20 protein-coding genes and 1 pseudogene are annotated in these 21,272 nt (G+C 67.5%); 14 read left to right on the top strand and 7 right to left on the bottom strand.

From position 1 onward, the window contains the following. The 3 genes and pseudogenes from Q1V87_RS07395 to Q1V87_RS07385 all read right to left on the bottom strand — a co-directional run. Positions 1 to 686, bottom strand: a 686-nt coding sequence (locus tag Q1V87_RS07395; RefSeq protein ID WP_300591510.1) for a type IV secretory system conjugative DNA transfer family protein, incomplete at its 3' end; no start/stop codon positions are given. Continuing rightward, entirely contained in the window at positions 683 to 1,273 is a 591-nt protein-coding gene (locus tag Q1V87_RS07390) for a hypothetical protein (protein ID WP_300591509.1), read from the bottom strand. The genes Q1V87_RS07395 and Q1V87_RS07390, both read right to left, overlap by 4 nt. Position 1,274: 1 nt before the next feature. After that, a pseudogene (locus Q1V87_RS07385) lies at positions 1,275 to 2,153 on the bottom strand (ATP-binding protein); the annotation flags it as partial. Between the two features lie 30 nt (positions 2,154 to 2,183). Between Q1V87_RS07385 and Q1V87_RS07380 the strand changes: the two are divergent. The 6 genes from Q1V87_RS07380 to istB all read left to right on the top strand — a co-directional run bounded on the left by Q1V87_RS07380 (position 2,184) and on the right by istB (position 9,180). Next, positions 2,184 to 2,564, top strand: a complete 381-nt coding sequence (locus Q1V87_RS07380; protein ID WP_300591508.1) for a hypothetical protein — start codon at positions 2,184 to 2,186, stop codon at positions 2,562 to 2,564. A 5-nt stretch (positions 2,565 to 2,569) separates the two neighbouring features. Further along, positions 2,570 to 4,036 (top strand): hypothetical protein, encoded by a 1,467-nt coding sequence (locus Q1V87_RS07375; protein ID WP_300591507.1) that lies wholly within the window; start codon positions 2,570 to 2,572, stop codon positions 4,034 to 4,036. A 15-nt stretch (positions 4,037 to 4,051) separates the two neighbouring features. Beyond that, complete coding sequence (locus Q1V87_RS07370; RefSeq protein ID WP_300591506.1) at positions 4,052 to 6,334, top strand: AAA family ATPase; 2,283 nt, start codon at positions 4,052 to 4,054, stop codon at positions 6,332 to 6,334. Beyond that, positions 6,331 to 6,534 (top strand): hypothetical protein, encoded by a 204-nt coding sequence (locus Q1V87_RS07365; protein ID WP_300591505.1) that lies wholly within the window; start codon positions 6,331 to 6,333, stop codon positions 6,532 to 6,534. The genes Q1V87_RS07370 and Q1V87_RS07365 overlap by 4 nt, the downstream gene beginning before the upstream one ends. 154 nt (positions 6,535 to 6,688) lie before the next feature. Next, a complete protein-coding gene (istA, locus tag Q1V87_RS07360) occupies positions 6,689 to 8,383 on the top strand; it encodes an IS21 family transposase (protein ID WP_138176056.1) in 1,695 nt (564 codons plus the stop codon). Continuing rightward, a complete protein-coding gene (gene istB, locus Q1V87_RS07355; protein ID WP_138176042.1) occupies positions 8,380 to 9,180 on the top strand; it encodes an IS21-like element helper ATPase IstB in 801 nt (266 codons plus the stop codon). Before istA ends, istB begins: the two co-directional genes overlap by 4 nt. A 15-nt stretch (positions 9,181 to 9,195) precedes the next feature. Here the strand turns inward: istB and Q1V87_RS07350 are convergent, their stop codons facing one another. Next, on the bottom strand, positions 9,196 to 9,585 hold the full coding sequence (locus Q1V87_RS07350) for a heavy metal-responsive transcriptional regulator (RefSeq protein ID WP_138176040.1): 390 nt from the start codon (positions 9,583 to 9,585) through the stop codon (positions 9,196 to 9,198). Between the two features lie 100 nt (positions 9,586 to 9,685). Between Q1V87_RS07350 and merA the strand changes: the two genes are divergently transcribed. The 5 genes from merA (at position 9,686) to Q1V87_RS07325 (ending at position 17,211) form a co-directional block, all read left to right on the top strand. After that, a complete protein-coding gene (merA, locus tag Q1V87_RS07345) occupies positions 9,686 to 11,062 on the top strand; it encodes a mercury(II) reductase (protein WP_300591504.1) in 1,377 nt (458 codons plus the stop codon). Between the two features lie 113 nt (positions 11,063 to 11,175). Beyond that, positions 11,176 to 11,538, top strand: a complete 363-nt coding sequence (locus Q1V87_RS07340) for a hypothetical protein (RefSeq protein ID WP_300591503.1) — start codon at positions 11,176 to 11,178, stop codon at positions 11,536 to 11,538. A gap of 128 nt (positions 11,539 to 11,666) precedes the next feature. Beyond that, positions 11,667 to 15,191 (top strand): MobF family relaxase, encoded by a 3,525-nt coding sequence (gene mobF, locus Q1V87_RS07335; RefSeq protein ID WP_300591502.1) that lies wholly within the window; start codon positions 11,667 to 11,669, stop codon positions 15,189 to 15,191. A 258-nt stretch (positions 15,192 to 15,449) separates the two neighbouring features. Then, positions 15,450 to 15,827, top strand: coding sequence for a sulfate permease (locus Q1V87_RS07330; RefSeq protein WP_300591501.1), 378 nt, complete (start codon positions 15,450 to 15,452; stop codon positions 15,825 to 15,827). A 232-nt stretch (positions 15,828 to 16,059) separates the two neighbouring features. Further along, the gene (locus Q1V87_RS07325) at positions 16,060 to 17,211 is read left to right on the top strand and encodes an acetate kinase (protein ID WP_292711164.1); all 1,152 of its coding nucleotides are present in this window, start codon (positions 16,060 to 16,062) and stop codon (positions 17,209 to 17,211) included. On the opposite strand, the gene Q1V87_RS07320 is transcribed toward Q1V87_RS07325, so the two are convergent. The 3 genes from Q1V87_RS07320 to Q1V87_RS07310 all read right to left on the bottom strand — a co-directional run bounded on the left by Q1V87_RS07320 (position 17,208) and on the right by Q1V87_RS07310 (position 18,782). After that, a complete protein-coding gene (locus Q1V87_RS07320) occupies positions 17,208 to 17,699 on the bottom strand; it encodes a DUF305 domain-containing protein (RefSeq protein ID WP_252370853.1) in 492 nt (163 codons plus the stop codon). The two genes, Q1V87_RS07325 and Q1V87_RS07320, sit on opposite strands and share 4 nt — an antisense overlap. Next, positions 17,696 to 18,100: a four-helix bundle copper-binding protein gene (locus tag Q1V87_RS07315; protein WP_292710973.1), complete on the bottom strand. Its 405-nt coding sequence runs from the start codon at positions 18,098 to 18,100 to the stop codon at positions 17,696 to 17,698. Before Q1V87_RS07315 ends, Q1V87_RS07320 begins: the two co-directional genes overlap by 4 nt. 160 nt (positions 18,101 to 18,260) lie before the next feature. Continuing rightward, positions 18,261 to 18,782, bottom strand: coding sequence for an ATP-binding protein (locus tag Q1V87_RS07310; RefSeq protein WP_228162877.1), 522 nt, complete (start codon positions 18,780 to 18,782; stop codon positions 18,261 to 18,263). A gap of 94 nt (positions 18,783 to 18,876) precedes the next feature. Between Q1V87_RS07310 and Q1V87_RS07305 the strand changes: the two genes are divergently transcribed. From Q1V87_RS07305 to Q1V87_RS07295, 3 genes are all read left to right on the top strand, one after another. Continuing rightward, positions 18,877 to 19,161 carry a metal-sensitive transcriptional regulator gene (locus tag Q1V87_RS07305; protein ID WP_045246014.1) on the top strand — a complete coding sequence of 95 codons (285 nt, stop codon included), beginning with the start codon at positions 18,877 to 18,879 and terminating at the stop codon, positions 19,159 to 19,161. Between the two features lie 49 nt (positions 19,162 to 19,210). Continuing rightward, the gene (locus tag Q1V87_RS07300; RefSeq protein ID WP_138172298.1) at positions 19,211 to 19,564 is read left to right on the top strand and encodes a heavy-metal-associated domain-containing protein; all 354 of its coding nucleotides are present in this window, start codon (positions 19,211 to 19,213) and stop codon (positions 19,562 to 19,564) included. Then, positions 19,561 to 21,272: cation-translocating P-type ATPase (locus Q1V87_RS07295; protein WP_300591500.1), on the top strand; the 1,712-nt coding region annotated here is incomplete at its 3' end. The genes Q1V87_RS07300 and Q1V87_RS07295, both read left to right, overlap by 4 nt.

The following is a 21,272-nucleotide window of genomic DNA, read 5'->3' as shown; positions in this document are numbered from 1 at the left end:
TGGGGATCGAACACGGAGACCGGGCCGCGGCGCGCCTGGCGAGCGCGGAGCGTCGCCGTGAGGTTGTCTGGCCGGGTCGAGGTCGTGATGACCGCACCGGGCGCGTCGAGGATGGTGTTGATGACGATGTTCGCGCCCTTGCCGGATCTCGGCGGGCCGATCAGCAGGATCGAGTCCTCCACGGATGTCCACACGCGCTTGCCGCGCGAAGTGCCGAGGAGGTAGCCGACCTGCTCGGGTTTCGGGTCGGTGAGCGAGGGGCGCAGGGTCTTCGCTCGACGCAGGAGGTCGCGTTCGGATGCGGCCCGCTGCACATCGCGCCCCTCGGCGATTCCCTCGATCCGGTTCGGGTCGGCCTTGGTCCGCTTGCCCAGCTCGCGCACCCATCGCCAGATGAACCACGTCGCCGTTCCGACGGCAGTGAGCAGGAGTGCGACGGTGATCCAGTAGGCGACCGGGCTGAGTGACGCGGAGCCGAGTGCCGAGCCGGGGTCATCGGGGTGGAAGACCACGCCGACTCCCGCTTCGAGACCTGCCGCAGGCTGGGGCGCAACTGTGACGAACGCAGCGATGCTCCCGGCCAAGCGCAGCGCACCGGCCAGCAGCATCGCACCGATGAGCGCGCCGAGGGCGAGGTTCGTCAGCTCGTCGCCGAACGCCCTGGCTCGCGGTGACGAACTGGTCATGCCGGGTGTCCGATGACGCAGGTGCCCGAGACGCGGCCGAGCAGGATGACCTCGTGCGTGGGGCTCAGATCGAGCAGACCCGGCTCGATCTGAGCCCTTGCCGCTCCGTCGCCGCTTGCCGCGGCGTGCCGGACGATGACCGCTACGGCCACATCCTCGCCTGGTACGAAGCCCTCGCCATTCTGGAGTGCGCGCGGGTGCGAAGGCTCCGTCGCATCCCGCGCGGAGTCGCCATCCTCGACCGAGGCCCGCGGTCCTGCGGGCGGGGACTGGTCGAGGGACACGGGGTGCAGTGGAGCGGTCACGATATCCGTGTAGATGGTGCCATCGAGTTCGTGCACCACGACGCGGACTGGGGAGCGGCGCTGCTCGATCACTTCGCTGATGATCTGCGCGAACGAGTGCCGCTGCCACGGCGGAGCGAACGTCGGCGGACCGAACAGCTTCCCGTCGACCACGACGCGCAGCGTCGCGTCCGCCTGCACGGTCATCGTCACGACCGGCAGCACGGGCGGCACGTTGGCTGAGTCCTCCTGCTCGGCGCTCTCTGAGCGAGCGCGGCGTCGCCGCGAAAGGGTGATGGACATTTCACGCTCCTCTGGCCTTCTGACCTGTCTCGTACATCGCAAGTTCGGCAGGGTGGAGCTGGTGCTGGACGACGAACGAGCGGTTCTTGATCCTCCAGAGCCCCTGCCCGGTGCCGAGGCCGGGCAGCAATCCCTGCTCAGTTCCGGTGAGTCCGAGGGCCTGCGCAGTCGCTCCGAGCTGATCGCTCTCCTGCCTGTAGATCACCCGTGTCTCGGCGTTGGCGAGCAGGGACGAGGCGAGTGCGCGCATCGCCGAGCCCTGGTCGCCTACGTTGTCGAGGTCGCTGAGCTTGTGGAAAATGAGCAGGTTGGCGATGCCGTAGTGCCGCGCGAGCCGCCACTGTGCATCCATCCGGCGCAGCAGCGCCGGATGCGACATGAGCCGCCACGCCTCGTCGTACACGACCCAGCGCGGGCCGCCCGCCGGGTCGAGCAGCGCCGACTCCATCCACGCCGACGAACACGTCATGAGCACGGAGATGAGCGTCGAGTTCTCCGCAACCCGCGACAGGTCTAGCGACACCATCGGCAGTGACGGGTCGAAGCGCACGGTGCTCGGGCCGTCGAACAGTCCCGCCAAGTCACCGGCCACGAGTCTCCGAAGCGCGTGTCCGACGAGTCGGCCGTCCTCGGCGAGCCTGCCATCGTCGTTCTCGGCGTTCGGAGCGAGGATGCGGTCGACCACCATCGGAAGGATCGGCACATCGGCCGAGCGCACCGCATCGGCGAGCGCGATGTCGACGGCGGTGTGCTCCAGCGGGGTGAGGCCGCGGTCGAGGACGGTCTCGGCGAGCGCGCCGATCAGGTCGCGTCGCCGTGAGGTGACCTGGCTCTGCCACTCGGCATCGCTGAGGCCCGAAGGCCGGTGCCCTTCACCGAGAATCAGACCGCACAGGATCTCTCGAAGGCCGTGCATACTCCGAACAAGAACGTCTACGAGTACGTCCTCGACGACTCGCAGGTCGAGCGTGAGTTCGGTGCGGCACTCGATATCAGCGAAGAGGTATCCGTCTTCACGAAGCTCCCGCGCGGCTTCAAGATTCCGACTCCGCTCGATGATTACAACCCTGATTGGGCAATCGCCTTCCAGGAAGGGGCAGTCAAGCACGTCTACTTCGTCGCCGAAACGAAGTTCTCCCTTTCATCGCTCGAACTGCGCGGCGCTGAGAAGGCGAAGATCGACTGCGCCAACAAGCTCTTCGAGAAGCTCGACCAGGTAGCCGGTACGCCGGGCGTCAGGTACCACGGCGTGACGAGTTACGACCATCTGCTGCAACTCGTTGGAGCGTGAGCCGGATGGTCATCGAGCTGTACTTCTCCCAGCACTTCGGGGTATCGCCTAAGGTGCTGGAGGACTACGGCGCGTTCGATGTCAGCCTCGCCTCCGACCTACCACTCTTCGTCGACCCCTTCCTGCTCTTCAACAGCAAGAAGCAGGAGTACCGCGATCTCCACGACGGAATGATCCGCTACCTCGTATTCCTCCGCGACCGGGCCATCCCCGATCTCGATCCGGGGCTCATCAAGGCCTGGTACATGTTCCAGGAGGTGAAGCAGAACTGGCTCGGATTCACCGTCCTCGGCAACTCGGGGAGTGGACTCGGCAAGGACTTCGCCCGCGCACTGCACAGCTCTCTCGGCTCGATCCTGAAAGGGTTCGGGTCGGAGTCGATCACCAAGGGTGCCCACCTGGAGAAGCTCGCGCTCATCAAAGAAGGCGTCGGGCGCGACAACATCAGCGACTTCACCACGAACCTCATCAAGGGTTACCTGCTGGAGTACACGCAGGCGTTCGCTCAGGCGCATCTGTCGGCCGACCGGCGCGGCACATTCTCGGTCGCCCGCGCGGTCTTCAACTACGAGACCGAGATCTGGGAATCGCGCCAATACGAACTGCCCGCGCTCCGCGGGGACTACGTTCTGCTCACCCCGGCCGACATGCTCACCAAGGACGACACCTGGATCAGTCGTTCCGACCTGGTGCGCGAATTCAGCAGCATCCCCGACGCCATCGAAGATGACCAGCTTCGCGCGCAGGTCAACAACTACCTCTTCAAGAAGCTGAGCGACAAGCCCACCAAGAAGGAGTACTCGGACCTGGCGGCTGCGGCGATCCTCCAGTTTCCCGAGGTCATCGACTACTACATCCGCCAGAAGGAGGAAACCGGGGAGCAGGCAGTCGGCCTCAGCGCAAGACGGCGGCAGGAGGTCTTCGAGATCCTCGTGCAGATGGTGCAGAAAGTCGTCGAAGACATCCGCACCAACACCTCGCTGTACCTGACGCCGGTCACCAGCTACGACGAGGCGCTGACCCGCGCCAACGGATTCAAGAAGTACGTCGAGAACCAGGACGGCCACCGGCTCCTCAACAAGCCCGGCCAGGAACGCCCCCTCGCCACGGAGAAGGAGGTCCAGCTCTTCTTCGGCCTCATTTTCTTCGGCAGCGAGTTCGACGTGAACCGCGAGGTCAACAACGGGCGCGGTCCCGTGGACTTCAAAGTGAGCAAAGGAGCCGTCGACAAGTCGCTGATCGAGATCAAGCTCGCCAGCAACAGCCAACTGAAGCGGAACCTCCAGAACCAGGTCGAGGTCTACGAGAAGGCGAACGGCACGCGCAGCTCGGTCAAGATGATCGTCTGCTACACGGAGGCGGACGTGGCGAAGGTCGATTCCGTCCTGAAGGAGCTGGATCTCCGCGGCGAGAAGTCCATCGTCGTCATCGACGCGCGCGCCGACAACAAGCCCTCGGGCTCGAAGGCATAAGGCGGTTCAGCAGCGATGCTTCAGTACCTTCGGCTGCGCGGTGCCCCCGCCTTCGACCCGGCATCCGGTACAGACATCGGCCCGCTCAAGCCGGTGAACTTCTTCTTCGGGTCCAACGGCTCCGGCAAGACGACGATCAGCCGCGCCTTGGCCGACTCGACGCGGTTCACGGGAACCACCTTGGAGTGGAACCCAGCGACCAGCGTGCTCGGCATCAAGGTCTACAACCGCGACTACGTCAATGCGACGCTCACGCCCGCAGGCCACCTGGCTGGCGTGTTCCTCCTGGGCGAGACGAACGCTGAGATCCAGACCGAGATCGAATCGCTGACAGGACCGAGTGGTTCCATCGCCGCTGCCAAAGAAGGCCTTGCGGGACTCCGCGCCTCGTTGGACGCGAAGAACGGTGAGATCGATGGTGTCCGTACCGCGCTGAAGGAGGCGGCGTGGGCGAAGCGCAATGACGTCCCTGCAGAACTGCGTGAGATGTTCACGGGGTACAACAACAGCAAAGATCGGCTTCTGGACCGACTGCTCGAAGTCGCGGCGGCGAACCTCTCTGCCTCCGAGGACTTCACGGCGCTTACCTCCGAGGCAGCAGCAGTTCTCGCGGAAGATGCGCAACCGCTCCTGGAGCTGCCGCTTGGACGCGACATCAAGATCGAAGACGCGCCGGGCCACTCTCTCTTGGGCGCGGCAGTCGTGGGTAGCGGGGATGTGCGCCTCGCGCCTCTTATCCAGCAGCTCGGCAACGCCGACTGGGTTCAGCATGGTCGTACCCATCTCGAACACGCGAACGGTGTCTGCCCGTTCTGCCAGCAGACCGTTCCATCCGACCTCGGTGAGCAATTGGAGGCGTACTTCGACCGGACCTACGTCGAGCAGATGGAACAACTGTCGGCCCTCAACCAGCACTTCGAGTCCTGGGAGCAGCAGTGGACGACCTATCTCGATGATCTGCCAGCGAAGCCGGGCGTCGCCGAGCACCTCAATGCCGAACGGCTAGCGACCGCGCGTGCTGCGCTGGAGCTGGTGATCGCTGAGACCCGAGCACAGCTGAGCGCAAAACTGTCCGGGCCGTCGAGCATCCTCTCGGTGCCCGATCCCTCGCCGCAGGTAGAAGGCGTCAACGCCGTTGTTCGGGAGGCCAACACGGCAATCCAGGGCTTCAACCTACTCCTCAGGAACCGATCAGCCGCGAGGAAGTCGCTTCTCGACCGCTGCTGGGTCGTGTTCGCCCGGGTGACCCTCGTCGCCGAACTCGCCCGCTATGAGGGAGCGATGCCTGGTCACCTGACGGGGAAGGAAAGCATCGAAGGGCAGATCGTGTCGGCGACGGCGGACATCCGCGCCAAAGAGTCGCGCCTCCGCGAGCTTCAGGCGAAGGTCACATCAAGCAAGCCGATCATCGACCGCATCAACCGCCTCTTGGATTCCGTCGGCTTCCATTCCTTCTCACTGGCGGAGTCGACAGCAGTTCAGGACGGTTACACCCTCGTCCGCTCGAACGGCGACGTCGCAACGGAGACCCTCAGCGAAGGCGAGCGGACATTCATCACCTTCCTCTATTTCGCTCAGTCGCTACATGGCTCGCCGCAGGATGAAGCCGAGCCGAATGATCTCCTGGCGGTGATCGACGACCCGATATCAAGCCTCGACAGCGATGTGCTGTACGCCGTCTCCACCCTTGTCCGCAGGCTCGTCGAGGATGTCGCAGCAGGCACAGGCCGAGTGCGGCAGCTCCTGCTCATGACGCACAACGCTCACTTCCACAAGGACGTGACCTATCGCCCGCACGGCGGCCCGAAGCTCGGGTCTTGGAAGTACGGTGTCGTGCGGAAGCGAAGCGGGCAGTCGAGCGAAGTCGAGCTACGCGACGACAACCCGATCCAAACCGCCTACGGTGCCCTGTGGGACGAGGTCAAGAGGTCGGCCGAGCGTCCCTCGGAGAGCGCAGTCGGCCTCCAGAACACCTTGCGTCGCATCCTGGAGACCTACTTCAAAGTGCTCGGCGGTGTCGATGATCCCGCCATCATTGCCAAGTTCGAGGGAGACGAGCAAGTCATCTGTCGCTCGCTCTTCACCTGGGTCAATGCTGGCTCCCACTCGATCTTCGATGACCTCGACTACTCGCCGACGCCGAGCACCGTAGAGGCCAACCTCCGTGTGTTCCGCCGCATCTTCGAGGAGCACGGGCAGATCGGTCACTACCGCATGATGATGGGCGAGCCTGTCGAAGAAGTCTCTGCGGAGGATCAGGCGGTCGAGGTCGAGTCGGGGAGTGAAGCAATCGAATGACCGACATCCCCACGGGGCTGACCTCACGCCAGGAGATCGTTGAAATCGACATCTTCGACAGGCTCAGCGGGTCGATCCGCGACGCACTCCTCGCAGAGTTGTCGCAGAAGCCGGAGCACAAGATCATCTCCCTGTCGATCACGTCCTACAGCGAGTTCGCCACGAGCTACCGTGCGGTCGCCGTCATCGAGTACCTGTAGGCATCGTGGGCAAGCGCGCCGACAGTGATGAGCACTATGTGGCTCTGTCAGTCTGTTTTGGCCCCGGGGTGACGGCTAGGAGTGGCCCCACTTTCTGACTTGCCGGGGCGGTTCTGACGGTTTGATCTGGCCCCACCCGAGCGTGTGTTTCGTGTTGCTTCAGGATGAGCGGGCCCGGCAGGGGTCGAAAGTGGAATTGTTCGCGGATATCCGGCGTGCCTCGCGCGTTGACGGGCTATCGGTGCGCGCGTTGGCAGACAGGTTCGGGGTGCACCGTCGCACGGTGCGGCAGGCGCTGGCGTCGCCGGTTCCGCCGCAGCGGAAGACTCCGACTCGGATGTCGCCTCGGCTGGGGCCGTACAAGGCGGTGATCGACGCGATGCTCACGCAGGATCTGGACGCTCCTCGCAAGCAGCGGCACACGGCGACAAGGGTTCTCGCGCGGCTGGTCGACGAGCACGAAGCGACGGGACTGTCCTACTCGACGGTCCGCGACTACGTGCGCGTACGTCGTGCTCAGATCGACGCCGCCGCCGGGCGCCGCGTCGAGGTGTTCGTCCCGCAGGAGCACGCACCTGGTGAGGAAGCCGAAGTCGATTTCGGCGAGGTCTGGGTGATCCTGGCCGGGGTGAAGACGAAGTGCCACATGTTCACGTTCCGGCTCTCGCACTCGGGGAAGGCGGTGCACCGGGTGTACTCGACGCAATCGCAGGAAGCGTTCCTCGAGGGACACATCGACGCGTTCGACGAGATCGGTGGGATCCCGACCCTGCACATCCGATATGACAACCTCACGGCCGCGGTGCAGACGGTGCTGTACGGGAAGGGCCGTAGTCGGATAGAGAACGACCGGTGGGTGCTGTTCCGCTCGCATTACGGGTTCGACTCGTTCTACTGCCAGCCCGGGATCGATGGCGCCCATGAGAAGGGCGGCGTCGAAGGCGAAGTCGGTCGGTTTCGTCGCACCTGGCTTTCTCCGATGCCGGTCATCGACTCGCTCGCCGAGTTGAACGAGCAGATCCGCCGGTGGGACGCGCGCGACAACGAGCGGCGTATCAACACCCGGATCCGCACTGTCGGGCAAGACTTCACCGACGAACAAGCACGCCTTGCGTCATTGCCAGGCGAGCTGTTCGACCCTGGCCTGGTGCTCTACCCGCGGGTAGACCGTTCGAGCCTGATCACCGTGCGGATGGCGAGGTACTCCGTGCCCGCCCGTCTGATCGGGCGAAAGGTGCGCGTCTCGTTGCGGGCGTCTGAACTTGTGGTGTTCGATGGCCACGCCGAGGTCGCTCGGCACGAGCGGGTCGTGGCCCGCGGCGGCGAATCGATCAACCTCGACCACTACCTCGAGGTCCTCAGACGCAAGCCCGGCGCGTTGCCCGGATCCACCGCGCTGGCCCGTGCACGCGAAGCCGGCGTGTTCACGACAACGCATGACGCGTTCTGGCAGCAAGCGCGGAAGGTCGACGGCGACAGCGCCGGCACAAGGGCGCTGATCGACGTGCTCCTGCTCCACAGGACCATGCGAACCGTTGACGTGATCGCAGGGATCCGTGCCGCGCTCACGGTCGGGGCGGTGTCTGCCGACGTCGTCGCGGTCGAAGCCCGCCTGCACGCGGCCGGGCCCGAGTCAGACCGTCATCGCGTTGAACAACCGCGACGTGATGTGCAGCGAGTTTTCAGCCTCACCCAGCGTCGCCTCGCGGATCCGGCCGCGGTGATCGCCGGACTCCCAGCCGACCGGCGGCCGCTGCCATCCGTCGCCCACTACGACGAACTCCTCAGCCGACGTCCCGAACCGGAACCGCCGGTCACCGATAAGAGAGAAGGAATCACCGGAACATGACCACTCCCACCAACGTCACCACGACCCTGCGTCGACAGCGCGGGCTGACCGAAGAAGCCGCCGCGGCCGCCGTTGACCAAGCCTGCCGCAGGCTCCGCCTACCCACCATGCGGGCCGTGATGCACGAAGCGATCACGGCCGCGGAACGCGAGCAGCTGACCTACCAAGGCTTCCTCGCCGAACTCCTCCTCGCCGAGTGCGACGACCGGGACCGAAGGTCCGTGGTCCGCCGCGTGTCCGCAGCCGGGTTCCCGAGGAACAAATGGCTCGGCGACTTCGACTACGACGCGAATCCGAACATCAACCCGGCGACGATCCATACCCTCGCGAACGGGGACTGGATCCGCCGCGGCGACCCGCTCTGCTTGATCGGGGACTCCGGCACCGGGAAGTCGCACTTGCTCATCGGCCTGGGCACCGCCGCAGCTGAGAAAGGCTTCCGCGTCCGATACACCCTCGCCACGAAGCTCGTGAACGAGCTCGTCGAAGCCGCCGACGAGAAACAGCTCACCCGTACCATCAACCGGTACGGCCGCGTCGACCTGCTCCTGATCGACGAGCTCGGCTACATGGAACTCGACCGGCGCGGCGCGGAACTCCTGTTCCAGGTCCTCACCGAGCGCGAAGAGAAGAACTCCGTCGCGATTGCATCCAACGAGTCATTCAGCGCTTGGACGAAGACCTTCACCGACCCGCGCCTGTGCGCGGCGATCGTGGACCGGCTCACGTTCAACGGCACCATCATCGAAACCGGCACCACCTCCTATCGCCTCAACTACACCCGTCAGCGGCAGTAGCGATCCGAAAGCCATTCAGAGGTAGCGGCAGATGGACTCCGGTGTGCAGGCTTCGGACGCCGTAGCGGCCGCGTGCGCTCGAAGCTCGGCAATGCTCCCTCGCAGGGCGTGCAGCTGCTCGAGCTGCTCGTCGATCTCCACGAGTCGGCGGTCAAGGAGGTCCCGCACATGCGCGCACGGCGAACGGCCCGCGTCGCGAACATCGAGGATCTCCGCGGCCTGCGCAAGGGTGAGGCCCGCCGCGCGGGCCCGGCCGATGAACGCGAGCCGTTGCACCGTCTCGTCGCCATAGCTGCGGTACCCGGCCGGTGTGCGCTCCGGCGGCGGCAGCAGTCCGCGCTCCTCGTAGTACCGCAGCGTCGACGGCCTCGTCCTCGCCTTCTCCGCGAGCTCTCCGATCCGCATTGTGACACCTCCACCAACGGGCTTGACCTTCAAGCATGCTTGAAGGTCCATTCTGACGGATGTGACCGCGCAAGCGGCCCGGTTCACCCGAGGAGGCATCATGACGCAGCACAGCGAGTTCGATCTTGCGGTGATCGGCACGGGCGGGGCGGCGATGTCCGCCGCGATCCACGCCCGACTCGAAGGGGCCAGCGTGGTCGCCATCGAACGCGGCACCCTCGGCGGTACGTGCGTGAACGTCGGCTGTGTGCCCTCGAAGACGCTCCTCGCCGCCGCGCACACCCGCCACGCCGCCCTCGCGAACCCGTTCCCCGGCGCCCCCACGTCCGCCGGCACTGTCGACCTCGGCGCCCTCGTGCGGCAGAAGGATGACCTCGTCGGCATGCTCCGCCAGACCAAGTACGCCGACATCGCCGCCGCCTACGGGTTCGACATCCTCCCCGGCGCCGCCACATTCACCGACCCGGCAACCCTCCTCATCGACGAACGACCGGTTCGTGCCAGGTCGTATCTCGTCGCCATCGGCGCCGAACCGCACGTCCCGGCCATCCCCGGGCTTGAGCACGTCGACTACCTCACCTCGACCACGGCAATGGAACTCACCGAGTTGCCCGCCTCGCTCGTAGTGATCGGCGGCGGCTTCGTCGGCCTCGAACAAGCCCAGCTCTTCGCCCGCCTCGGCGTGGCCGTCACCATCATTGGCCGGCTCGCCCCGCACGCCGAGCCCGAACTCTCCTCCGAACTCCGCAAGGCCTTCCTCTCCGAGGGAATCACCGTCGTAGGCGACCGCGCCGCCACGATCATCCAGGACGACGGCGTGGTGCGGGTGCGCACCCGCACCGGCAAGGCGGTCACCGGAGAACGCGTCCTCATCGCCACCGGACGCACACCACGCGCCAACGGGCTCGACCTCGCCGCGGCGGGCGTCGCGACCGACGACCGCGGCTTCATCATCGTCGACGAGCAGCAGCGGACCACGAACCCGGTCGTGTTCGCCGCCGGCGACGTCACCGACGTGCCCCAGTACGTGTACGTCGCCGCGATGGCCGGGAAGATCGCAGCCCGCAACGCCCTCGGCCACCACGAACAGGTCGACTACACCGGGCTGCCCTCCGTCCTGTTCACCGCGCCGCAGCTCGGCTCCGCCGGCATCACCGAAGCCGAAGCCATCGCCGCCGGATACCGGTGCGCCTGCCGATACCTGAGGCTGTCCGATGTGCCCCGAGCCATCACGAACCACAACACCCGCGGCGGCATCAAGATCGTCGCCGACGCGGACACCGGCAAAGTCCTCGGCGTCCATGCCCTCGCCGAAACCGCCGGCGAGATGATGCTCGCCGCGACCTACGCCATTAAAGCCGGATTCACCGTCACCCAACTCGCCGACACGTGGGCCCCGTACTTCACCATGGCCGAAGGCATCCGCCTCACCGCGAACCTCTTCCGCAACGAACTCCCCACCTCCTGCTGCGCCTGACAGCAGACAGCGCCCCACATCGAACCGACGCCTCGACGGGGCCACTTCAAAACGTCACCCCGGGGCCAGATCAGGTTGACAAAGTCAACTATGTTCTCGACCTCTGCGACGAGGTGATCGGGGTCCGCGGGGAGCGACAGGCGACGTTCCTGTGGCTTGTCGGTGACGTGTCGCCGACGACCGGACGGGCTCGCAGGCTCCCCGTCGACGGGTATTGGCCTGCGCTGGGGCTCGTCGTCGAGTTCCAGGAGAAGCAATACACCGTGGCCGTCCCGCTGTTCGACCGTCGCGCGACCGTCTCCGGTGTGCCTCGTGGCGAGCAGCGGCGGCTCTACGACCAGCGAAAGGCGGAGATCCTGCCGCAGCAGGGTATCCGGCTCGTCGTGATCCACAAGTCGGAGTTCACGACCAAGGCCGACAGGATCGTGCGCGATCATGAGCGCGACATCGCCGTCGTCCGCGCCCGCCTTGTCTGACCTCGGAAGCCCGCCATGACCGGTACACGTCTGGCACATCGAGGCTGACCCCGCCTGACGGCGGGCTCAGCGGCTCACCTCTTCTTTGACGAGAGAGGCGGTGCCGGGTGTCGGTTTCGATGCGGGTCATGGATGCGGGGGACGGCTACAAGTACCTGCTGCGCACCGTGGCATCCGCCGACGGCGAGCGGGCGCTCTCGACTCCGCTGACCCGTTACTACGCAGAGCAGGGCACTCCACCCGGCTGCTGGATGGGCGGCGGCCTTGCCGCGCTCGGGAACGGCGAGATCCACGAAGGTGCGCAGGTGTCCGAGGCGCAGCTCCAGCTCCTGCTGGGTATGGGCCTTGACCCGGTGACGGGCGATCCGATGGGGAAGGCGTACCCGGTGTTCCCGGCCGTTGAGGATCGGATCGCCACGCGGCTCTCCCGGCTCGATCCGGCGCTGGGCGCGGCGGATCGCGCCGAGGCAGTCGCGGTGATCGAGACCGAGGAATCGGCGCGCAGGTCGCGGCGGGCGGTCGCGGGGTTTGACTTCACGTTCTCACTGCCGAAGTCCGCGTCGGTGCTGTGGGGTCTTGCGGACGCAGCGACTCAGGCGCAGTTCGCAGGGGCGCACCATGCGGCCGTTGCAGAGGTCGTTGCGTTCATGGAGCGGGAGGTTGCGGCGACACGCTCGGGCGCAACCACCCGCGACGGCGCTGTTGCGCAGGTCGAAGTGACGGGGCTGATCGCCACGGCGTTCGATCATTTCGATTCGCGGGCGGGTGATCCGCAGTTGCACACGCATGTAGTGGTGAGCAACAAGGTGCGCACTGTGTTCGACGGCAAGTGGCGGTCGCTGGACAGCCGGCCGCTGCACGCGGCGACCGTGGCGCTGAGCGAGCTGCACAACGCGGTCTTCGCCGACCACCTCACCCGCGCGCTCGGCGTGGGTTGGGAGCGGCGCGAGCGGGGAGCTGACCGCAATCCGGTGTGGGCGGTCGCCACGGTGCCGGAGGAGTTGGTCGCGGAGTTCTCGTCCCGGTCCCGGCACATCGACATCGAGAAGGACCGCCTGATCGCCGAGTACGAGATCGCGCACGGGCACGCGCCGTCGCGGGAGACGATCATCCGGCTGCGGCAGCAGGCGACGCTGGCAACCCGGCCCGACAAGGAAGTCCGCCCACTCGCCGACCTCGCCCAGGAGTGGCGCACCCGAGCGAGCCGACTGCTGGGCCGGGACGCAACCGAATGGGCGCGAGAAGCCGTCGCGGTCGAGCCCGCGAAGCTCCTGCGCGCGGAGGATGTGCCGCTGGAGCGGATCGCCAGGCTCGGCGCGTCGGTGGTCGCCGCGGTTGCCGAGAAGCGCACGACGTGGAGCCACTGGAATCTCTACGCCGAGGCCGCACGCCAGACGATGGGCTGGCGCTTCACCGCCACCGAGGACCGCGAGGCGATCACGGGGATGGTCACCGACGCCGCGGAGCAGGCGTCCATCCGGCTCACGCCGCCCGAGCTGGCCTCCAGCCCCGCCGCGTTCCAGCGCGCGGACGGGACGAGCATGTTCCGCCCCCGCAACACCGCCCGCTACAGCGGTGCCGCGGTGCTCGCCGCCGAGGACCGTCTGCTTGCACGCTCCCGCGAGCAGGTTGCACCGCGCCTGGCCGACGCAACCATCGCGCACGCGCTGCAACCCCACCGTGGGCGCACGCTCGGCGACGACCAGCGCGCCGCGCTCGCAGCGATTGCGTCGTCGGGTCGGGTACTCGACCTGCTCGTCGGCCCTGCGGGGGCGGGGAAGACCACCGCGCTGCGCGCGCTGCGGCGTGCGTGGGAGGCCGAGCACGGGCGCGGCGCGGTCGTCGGTCTGGCACCGTCCGCGGTCGCGGCCGAGGTGCTGGCCGGTGACCTCGGCATCCCGACGGAGAACACCGCGAAGTGGTGGCAGACCCACCGCGACCACGGCACCGGGTTCACCGCCGGGCAGCTCGTGATCGTGGACGAGGCATCCCTCGCCGGGACGCTCGCGCTCGACCGGCTCGTGCGCGTCGCAGCCGACGCCGGAGCGAAGGTGCTGCTCGTGGGCGATCCCGCGCAACTCCAGTCCGTCGACGCCGGGGGAGCGTTCGGGATGCTCGTCGCCGACCGTGCCGACGTGCCCGAGTTGACCGACGTGCGCCGCATCACCGCAGCCTGGGAGAAGGGTGCCACCCGCGATCTACGCAACGGCCGCATCGAAGCCATCGACACCTACCAGGCCCACGGTCGTATCCGGGCGGGCGAAACCGAGCGCATGGCCGACGCCGCCTACGCCGCCTGGCAGCGCGACCGCGCGTTGGGGCTGGCGAGCATCCTCATTGCCGAGTCGAGCGCGATTGTCACCACCCTGAACCGGCGCGCCCGCGCCGACCTCATCCTCGCCGGGCAGGTCGACGCGCGCGCCGAGGTGCGGCTGCACGACTGCACCGAGGCGTCCGTCGGGGACGCGATCATCACCCGCCGCAACGACCGTGAACTGCGCACCGGACGCGGCTGGGTGCGCAACGGCAGCCGGTGGACGATCACCGCCATCGGCATCGACGGGTCGCTACGAGTGCGGCCTGCCGGGCGACGCGGAGGCGCGACGCTGCGACTCCCTGCCGGATACGTCGCCGAGCATGTCGAACTCGGCTACGCGGTCACCGCATACCGGGCGCAAGGAGTCACGGTCGACACCGGACACACGCTCATCGAGCCCGGCGCGACCCGCGAGAACTTCTACGTCGCCATGACCCGTGGCAAGGCCGGGAACTTCGCCTATGTCTCCCTCAACCGCCCCGATGATGACCACATTCACCCGCCCGCTCAGGACACCCTCGTGGTCGCGGCGCGCAAGGTGCTCGCCGGGGTGCTCCAGCACGTCGGCGCGGAACTCTCCGCCCGCCAGACGATCGCCGCCGAGCAGGATGTGTGGGGCTCGGTCGCGCAACTCGCCGCCGAATACGAGACCATCGCCGCCGCCGCGCAACAGCCACGGTGGGAGGCTCTGCTGCGAAGGACGCGGCTCACCGAGGCCGAGGCATCCGCAGCAATCGACTCGACCGCGTTCGGCGTGCTCAGCGCAGAGCTGCGCCGAGCCGAAGCCGACGGCTACGATGCCGAGCGCCTTCTGAGCGCTCTCGTCGCTTCTCGTCCGCTCAATGACGCGGGCGATGTGGCCGCGGTGCTCCACGAGCGGGTGATCCGCGCCCTGGAGCACACGAACGGCGCGGGGCGCGTGCGCCAGCCCGCCACGCCCATCGCCGGAGTCGTCACTCCCGCGCTCGGCCCGATGGACGACGATATGCGCAGCGCACTCCGTGAACGTGCCGCGCTCATCGAGCAGCGAGCAGACGCGCTCGTCACCGAGGCCGTCGAGTCCTCGGGGGAGTGGATCTCGGGACTCGGGATGGAACCCTCTGATCCGCAGCTCGCCGCACTTTGGCGACGCGAGGCACGCACCGTCGCGGCCTATCGCGACAAGTACGGCATCGCCGTGGCCAGGGGGCTCGGCCTTGTCGGCGATGATGCTTCGCAACGCGCAGACGCGGCACGAGCACGCGCCGCGACCCTTCGCGCGCAACAGCTCGCGGTACGCGCGGCAGAACCTGGACCGACCACCCGCAGTCTCAGGGTCGCTGGGCCGCGCCTGTAAGGGCAGAACGGGCATGCTCAGCGACTGCTCATTGCGAGCCGACATGCCACTGGGCTGGAGTGCGCGCCAGACGCGGGGCTCCTTACTTGGCGCTCTCGCGACTCCCGCCGCATCCCTTCCGCGTCTCGCGGGTCGGGCGTACCCTGATCTTGAGGTAGTAGCCACGATTTCTAGGTCGCTTTCGACGGTCCCTCGGGACACTCACCACATGATCTACCTCCTCGGCGGAGCTACGCACCCTCTCGGGAGGCGGACATCGTGTTCCGACTGCTCTGGAATCTCAGCATCCGAGTTCGGCTGTTCCTGCGGACGTACATGCCGACGAACATCCTGCTCGACGCGCTGCACACGCGCCGCGGCCCGAAGTGGGGCGTGCCCGCCATGCTCATCGCCGTGCTGTACCTGCTCGGCGCGTGGCTGCTGACGGTGTGGATCGCCGACGGCGGGCCGGGCTGGCTGAACCTGGTCGTGCTGCTGTTCATCTGGAACGCGCTGAAGTTCCTCGTCAACGGCCCGATCACCCTCATCATCCTGATCCGGGCTCGCCGCGCCGAGCGGCGCCAAGCCTTCGAGCAGAAGTCGGCGGCTTACGCGATGGGCGGGCCTCCTCCGGTGCTCGCCTCTACGAGAGGCTGACAAGCCCCGCTGTCGCGCCTCTCATACCGCAGGCCGCGCGAAAGGGGGGAGGGAGCGACCGAGGCGCTACCGCGCTAGCGCGCCGATTAGCCGACTCCGGCTGTTCGTTGGACGCCGTCAGGCGCAAGAAGCACCGACGCGTGGAAGGTTCGGAGTTGGCATCGACGGGGGGCCACTCATGGCACATAGAATCCGACGACGATGACGATTGAGCACTTTCTGGGGGCTACGGATGACCGTCGTGCTGGTGCTGAACGCGGGCTCCTCCTCGATCAAGTGGCGGCTGGTCGACGGGCAGTCCGGAACGGCAATCCGGGGCGGCACCGTGGAACGGCTCGGTCACGATGCCTCCGAGGGAACGGGGCACGGTGCCGCGATCCGGGATCTGCTTGCCGAGCTGCGCCATGAACCTGTCGGCGTCATCGGTCACCGGGTGGTGCACGGCGGCAGCCGGTTCGATTCCGCGACGCTGATCACCGACGAGGTGGAGCAGCAGATCGACGATCTCGCCGCCTTGGCGCCGCTGCACAACCCAGTCAATCTCGCGGGCATCCGCGCCGCCCGCGCCGTGTTCCCCGGCGTCCCGAACGTGGCGGTGTTCGATACCGCGTTCCACCGCACCCTGCGCCCGGCAGCCACCGCCTATGCGCTGCCGCCGGAGCTCGTCCGGCAGCATCGGATCCGCCGGTACGGGTTCCACGGCATCTCCTACCAATACGTCTCCGCCCGGGCGGCCGAGCGGCTGGGGCGGCCGCTGTCGGAGCTGCGGCTGATCGTCTTCCATCTGGGGAACGGCGCCTCCGCCTGCGCGATCGCCGGCGGGCGGTCCGTGGACACCTCGATGGGCATGACGCCCTTGGCAGGACTCGTCATGGGCACCCGCGCCGGCGACCTCGATCCCGGAGTGCTCATCGCCCTCGGCCGAGCGGGCCTCGGATGGGACGAGCTTGAGGAGCTGCTGACCCGCGAGAGCGGCTTGCGCGCTTTGGCCGGCACCGAGGACATGCGCGACATCCACGCGGCTGCGGTCGCCGGCGATCCCGCCGCGACTGCGGCGCTGGAGGTCTACCACTACCGGCTGCGGCACTACCTCGGCGCCTACCTCGGCCAGCTCGGCGGCGCCGACGCGATCGTGTTCACCGGCGGTGTCGGCGAGAATGCCCCGGCGACCCGCGCCGCCGCCGTCTCCGGCATGGAGCGTCTCGGGATTCGCCTCGACGACGAGCGCAACCGCGCGACGGCGGGGCGGGAGGCGCGGACGGTCTCCGACTCCCGCTCCCCGACCGCCGTCCTGGTCGTGCCCACAAACGAGGAGCTCGAGATCGCCCGGCAGTCTCTAGCCGCGGTGACTCGGCCCGACGCTGATCCAGCAGGGCCGGTCTAGTTCCCGAGCCGCTGCAGGATGTCCTTCATCTGATCGATTTCTTGTTGCTGGGACTCGACGATCTCGCCGCAGAGGTCTTTGATCTCCAGGTCGGTGATGTTCGACTGTTCGCAGAGCAGGATGGCTCGGGAGTGGTGGGGGATCATCGAGTCCAGGAACTGCTGGTTTCCCACGAACGTCGCGGCCCTTCCCATGAAGAACGCGCCGACCGTGAGCAGGGCGAATGCGACGATGAGCCCGATGTTGAGCGGCTTGTTCGGGAACATGCGCCACATGATCGCGATCATGATGATGCCCATCGGGAACACCATCATCAGGGCCATGTAGAGGTTGCTGATGTTCAGGTAGAGATCGCCGACGACGTTGATCAGTGCGAACGTGAAGAAGTACATCACCACCAGGCTCAGGGCCAGCGCGATGAGCAGGCGCAGGTAGCTCTTCGCACCGCCGGTGTGCGAGGCCCGTTCGTGCGGGGTGTGGTCGCTCACAGCAGGCCGAGCAGCTTCTCGCAGGCCTGCTCGCAGGTCCGGCAGGCTTCCGCGCACACCCGGCAGTGCTCGTGCATGCCGGCGTGCTGTTCGCATTCGTCGGCGCAGGCCGTGCACGCGGTGCGGCAGGCTTCCAGGGTGGCTCGCGTGACGTTCGCGTCGTAGCCGGTGCGCCGCGACAGGATGCGACCGGTTGTCTCGCATAGGTCCGCGCAGTCGAGGTTGGTCCTCACACACTTGGTGAGGTCGGCGATCATGTCCTCGCTCAAACAGGCGTCGGCGCACGCGCTGCACGCCTGGGCGCAGTCGACGCAGGCCTGAATGCAGGCCAGTAGTGCCGCCTGATCGAGGTCTCCCAGATCCTTCGGGTGGGTCCGGAGCATCTGATCCGCGATGGTCATCTCAGTCCTCCTTCTCGTCGGCCCGTATCGGGTCGGTTGCGAAGAACCGTAGGCCGGGCGGCAGCGGTCGACGACCGGCTTGCATACGCTAGGGGGGTATGTTATGAGGAGTCCTGCCTTCCACACCCGGGCAGTAGGCGCCCGGGAGCGGCGACCGGCGCTAGAGCCGGTCGAGGATGAAGTCGACCCGCTCCTGCGCCCCGAGCACTGGGACGTGCACGATCGGGAACGGCAGCGCCGCGTATACCTCGGTGAGCAGGTGATGGATCCGCTGCTGGGCGGCGGTGTCCTCGGTGCGGGCGTAGTCCGGCGCCAGCGGCAGCAGGTCCAGGATGAACGTCGTGCGGTAGTCCACCTGCTCGAGCGCGGCCACCAGGATCGGGTCGGGTTCGAGCTGCAGGAAGCGGTAGTAGGCCAGCGAGTCTGGGATGGCCCGGTCCAGAAACACCGTCGTGGCGGGATCGAGGGCGGCTTCCTCGGCGAGCTGCATGTCCAGCACGCCGCGCTGGAACTCGCGCTGCTTGGCGCGGACCTCCTCGACGGTTCGCCCCTCGATGCGCTGGAGATCGATGTAGTGGCGGGCGTGCTCGATGGTGGTGGTGTAGCCGCGGTCGCGTAGCAGGTTCACGGTCGTGGTCTTGCCCGAGCTAGGCCCACCGGTGATGACGTACCAGTTAGTCACGTTCGCCCTTTCAATTTGCGTTCTCCGGGAATATTTGGACTGACATGTACCCTATACCCCTAGTAGGTATATGGTCAGGTAGGAGGTGGTCGGAATGGCACACGGATACGTGGATGACAAGCAGGCGCTGCTGGCGCGGTTGCGTCGTGCGGAGGGTCAGGTGCGCGGGATCGCGCGGATGGTCGATGAGGACGTGTACTGCATCGACATCCTCACCCAGGTCTCCGCGGTGACGAAGGCGCTGGAGTCGGTCGCGCTGACCCTGCTCGAGGATCACCTCGGGCACTGCGTCGCCCAGGCGACCGCCGAGGGTGGCCCCGTCGCGGAGGAGAAGCTGCGTGAGGCGAACGCCGCGATCGCGCGGCTGGTCCGCTCCTAAACATTCGTCCCCACAAACATTCATTCAATGCTCGCGAAGGGAGCACATCATGACCGGACAGGGATTCCAGGACCTCGGACTGCAGGCGACTAGCGGCGGCGGTTGCGCGTGTTGCAGCCCGACCACGCACGGCACCGCGGCGAAGGCCGAGGCTGCACCGCCGGCTCAGCCTGGGGTGGGTGGCGTGTCGGCGCAGTTCCTGGTGGAAGGGATGACCTGCTCGCATTGCGTGCGCAGTGTGACCGAGGAGGTCTCCGCCATCGACGGCGTCTCCGGCGTCGAGGTCGATCTGCACGCGGGCGGCGTCTCGACGGTGACCGTGTCCAGCACCGCCCCGGTGGACGCTGCCCGCGTGAGGGAGGCGGTCGAGGAGGCCGGATACAGCCTCGCCAGCGCGTCATGAGTACGGCTACGGATGTCGATCTCGACATCACCGGGATGACGTGCGCGTCGTGCGCGACGCGGGTCGAGCGGAAGCTGAACAAGCTGCCCGGGGTGGAGGCGACCGTCAACTTCGCCACCGAGAAGGCCCGTGTCCACGCCGAGTCCCCGGTGGCGGTGGAGGAGCTGATCGCGGCCATCGAGCAGGCGGGGTACGGGGCGACCGTTCCTGCCACACCCGCCACCGACCCCGTCGAGGGGCAAGCTGGTGCGCCTCGCGATGAGGAGCTGCTGTCGTTGCGGCAGCGGCTAATCATCTCGACGCTTCTGGCGGTGCCCGTCGGGGTGCTGTCGATGATCCCTGCGCTGCAGTTCACCTCCTGGCAGTGGCTCGCCCTGACCCTCGCCGCCCCCGTGGTGGTGTGGGGGGCATGGCCGTTCCACCGGGCCGCGGCGATCAACGCCCGCCACGGCGCGGCCACGATGGACACCCTGATCAGCGTCGGCGTGCTGGCCGCGTTCGGCTGGTCGCTGTATGCGCTGTTCTTCGGCGGCGCCGGGATGCCAGGGATGCGGATGAGCGTCACCTTCGTCGGCACCCCGCAGTCCGGCGGTCACGAGGTATACCTGGAGGTCGCCGCGCTGGTGACCGTGTTCATCCTGCTCGGCCGCTACCTCGAGGTCCGCGCCAAGCGGCAGTCCGGGGAAGCGCTTCGAGCCCTGCTCGAGCTCGGCGCGAAGGACGCGGTGGTCCTCCGGACAGGCGTCGAGCAGCGCATCCCCGTCGGCCAGCTCGTCCCCGGCGACCGCGTCGTGGTGCGGCCGGGCGAGAAGATCCCCGCCGACGGCCTGGTCGCCGAGGGCGTCTCGGCGGTGGACGAGTCGATGCTCACCGGCGAGTCCGTGCCGGTGGAAGTCGGCCCCGGCTCCCGCGTCGTCGGCGCGACCGTGAACACCGGCGGTCGCCTGCTGGTGGAGATCACCCGCGTCGGAGCGGACACCGAGCTGGCCCGGATGGCCCGGCTGGTCGAGGAGGCGCAGACCGGCAAGGCGCAGGTGCAGCGCCTCGCCGATCGGGTCTCGGCGATCTTCGTGCCCGTCGTCATCGTCCTCTCGTTGGCCGCGTTCGCCGGCTGGCTGATCGCCGGAGCCGGGCTGGAGGTCGCCTTCACCGCCGCGGTGACGACCCTGATCATCGCGTGCCCGTGCGCGCTCGGGCTGGCGACGCCGACCGCGTTGCTGGTGGGAACCGGCCGCGGCGCGCAGCTGGGCATCCTGATCCGCGGACCGCAGGTGCTGGAGCAGACCCGCCGCATCGACACCGTCGTGCTGGACAAGACCGGCACGGTCACCGCCGGCACCATGACCGTCACCGGCATCCACCCCGCCGAAGGCACCGACCCGGCGGAACTGCTCCGAGTCGCCGCCGCGCTGGAGCACGGCTCAGAGCACCCCATCGGCCGCGCCATCACCGCCGCCGCGACCGTTGCGGCAGGCGCGGTGGAGTCCTTCTCCGCCGAAGCCGGTCAGGGCGTGCACGGCATCGTCGAGGGCCGGATGGTCGCTGCCGGCCGCGCCTCGTGGATCACGACGCGATGGGCCATCCCGGTCCCCGAGGAGCTCGCCGCGACGATCGCGGCGGACGAATCGGCGGGAGCGACCGTGACGGTGGTGGCGTGGGACGGGCAGATGCGCGGCACGATCAGCGTCGCCGACACCGTCAAGCCCAC

Source organism: Microbacterium sp. (assembly GCF_030149085.1).
GTDB lineage: Bacteria > Actinomycetota > Actinomycetes > Actinomycetales > Microbacteriaceae > Microbacterium.
Note: the sequence above shows the minus strand (reverse complement) of the source record. Positions and strands in the feature narration are given on the sequence as shown.

Bases quoted from the DNA above. Each gene is read 5' to 3' on its own strand.
- Q1V87_RS07390 (WP_300591509.1), bottom strand. From the start codon at position 1,273: ATGTCCATCACCCTTTCGCGGCGACGCCGCGCTCGCTCAGAGAGCGCC.
- Q1V87_RS07375 (WP_300591507.1), top strand. From the start codon at position 2,570: ATGGTCATCGAGCTGTACTTCTCCCAGCACTTCGGGGTATCGCCTAAG.
- Q1V87_RS07370 (WP_300591506.1), top strand. From the start codon at position 4,052: ATGCTTCAGTACCTTCGGCTGCGCGGTGCCCCCGCCTTCGACCCGGCA.
- Q1V87_RS07365 (WP_300591505.1), top strand. From the start codon at position 6,331: ATGACCGACATCCCCACGGGGCTGACCTCACGCCAGGAGATCGTTGAA.
- istB (WP_138176042.1), top strand. From the start codon at position 8,380: ATGACCACTCCCACCAACGTCACCACGACCCTGCGTCGACAGCGCGGG.
- Q1V87_RS07350 (WP_138176040.1), bottom strand. From the start codon at position 9,585: ATGCGGATCGGAGAGCTCGCGGAGAAGGCGAGGACGAGGCCGTCGACG.
- merA (WP_300591504.1), top strand. From the start codon at position 9,686: ATGACGCAGCACAGCGAGTTCGATCTTGCGGTGATCGGCACGGGCGGG.
- mobF (WP_300591502.1), top strand. From the start codon at position 11,667: ATGGATGCGGGGGACGGCTACAAGTACCTGCTGCGCACCGTGGCATCC.
- Q1V87_RS07325 (WP_292711164.1), top strand. From the start codon at position 16,060: ATGACCGTCGTGCTGGTGCTGAACGCGGGCTCCTCCTCGATCAAGTGG.
- Q1V87_RS07315 (WP_292710973.1), bottom strand. From the start codon at position 18,100: ATGACCATCGCGGATCAGATGCTCCGGACCCACCCGAAGGATCTGGGA.
- Q1V87_RS07305 (WP_045246014.1), top strand. From the start codon at position 18,877: ATGGCACACGGATACGTGGATGACAAGCAGGCGCTGCTGGCGCGGTTG.
- Q1V87_RS07300 (WP_138172298.1), top strand. From the start codon at position 19,211: ATGACCGGACAGGGATTCCAGGACCTCGGACTGCAGGCGACTAGCGGC.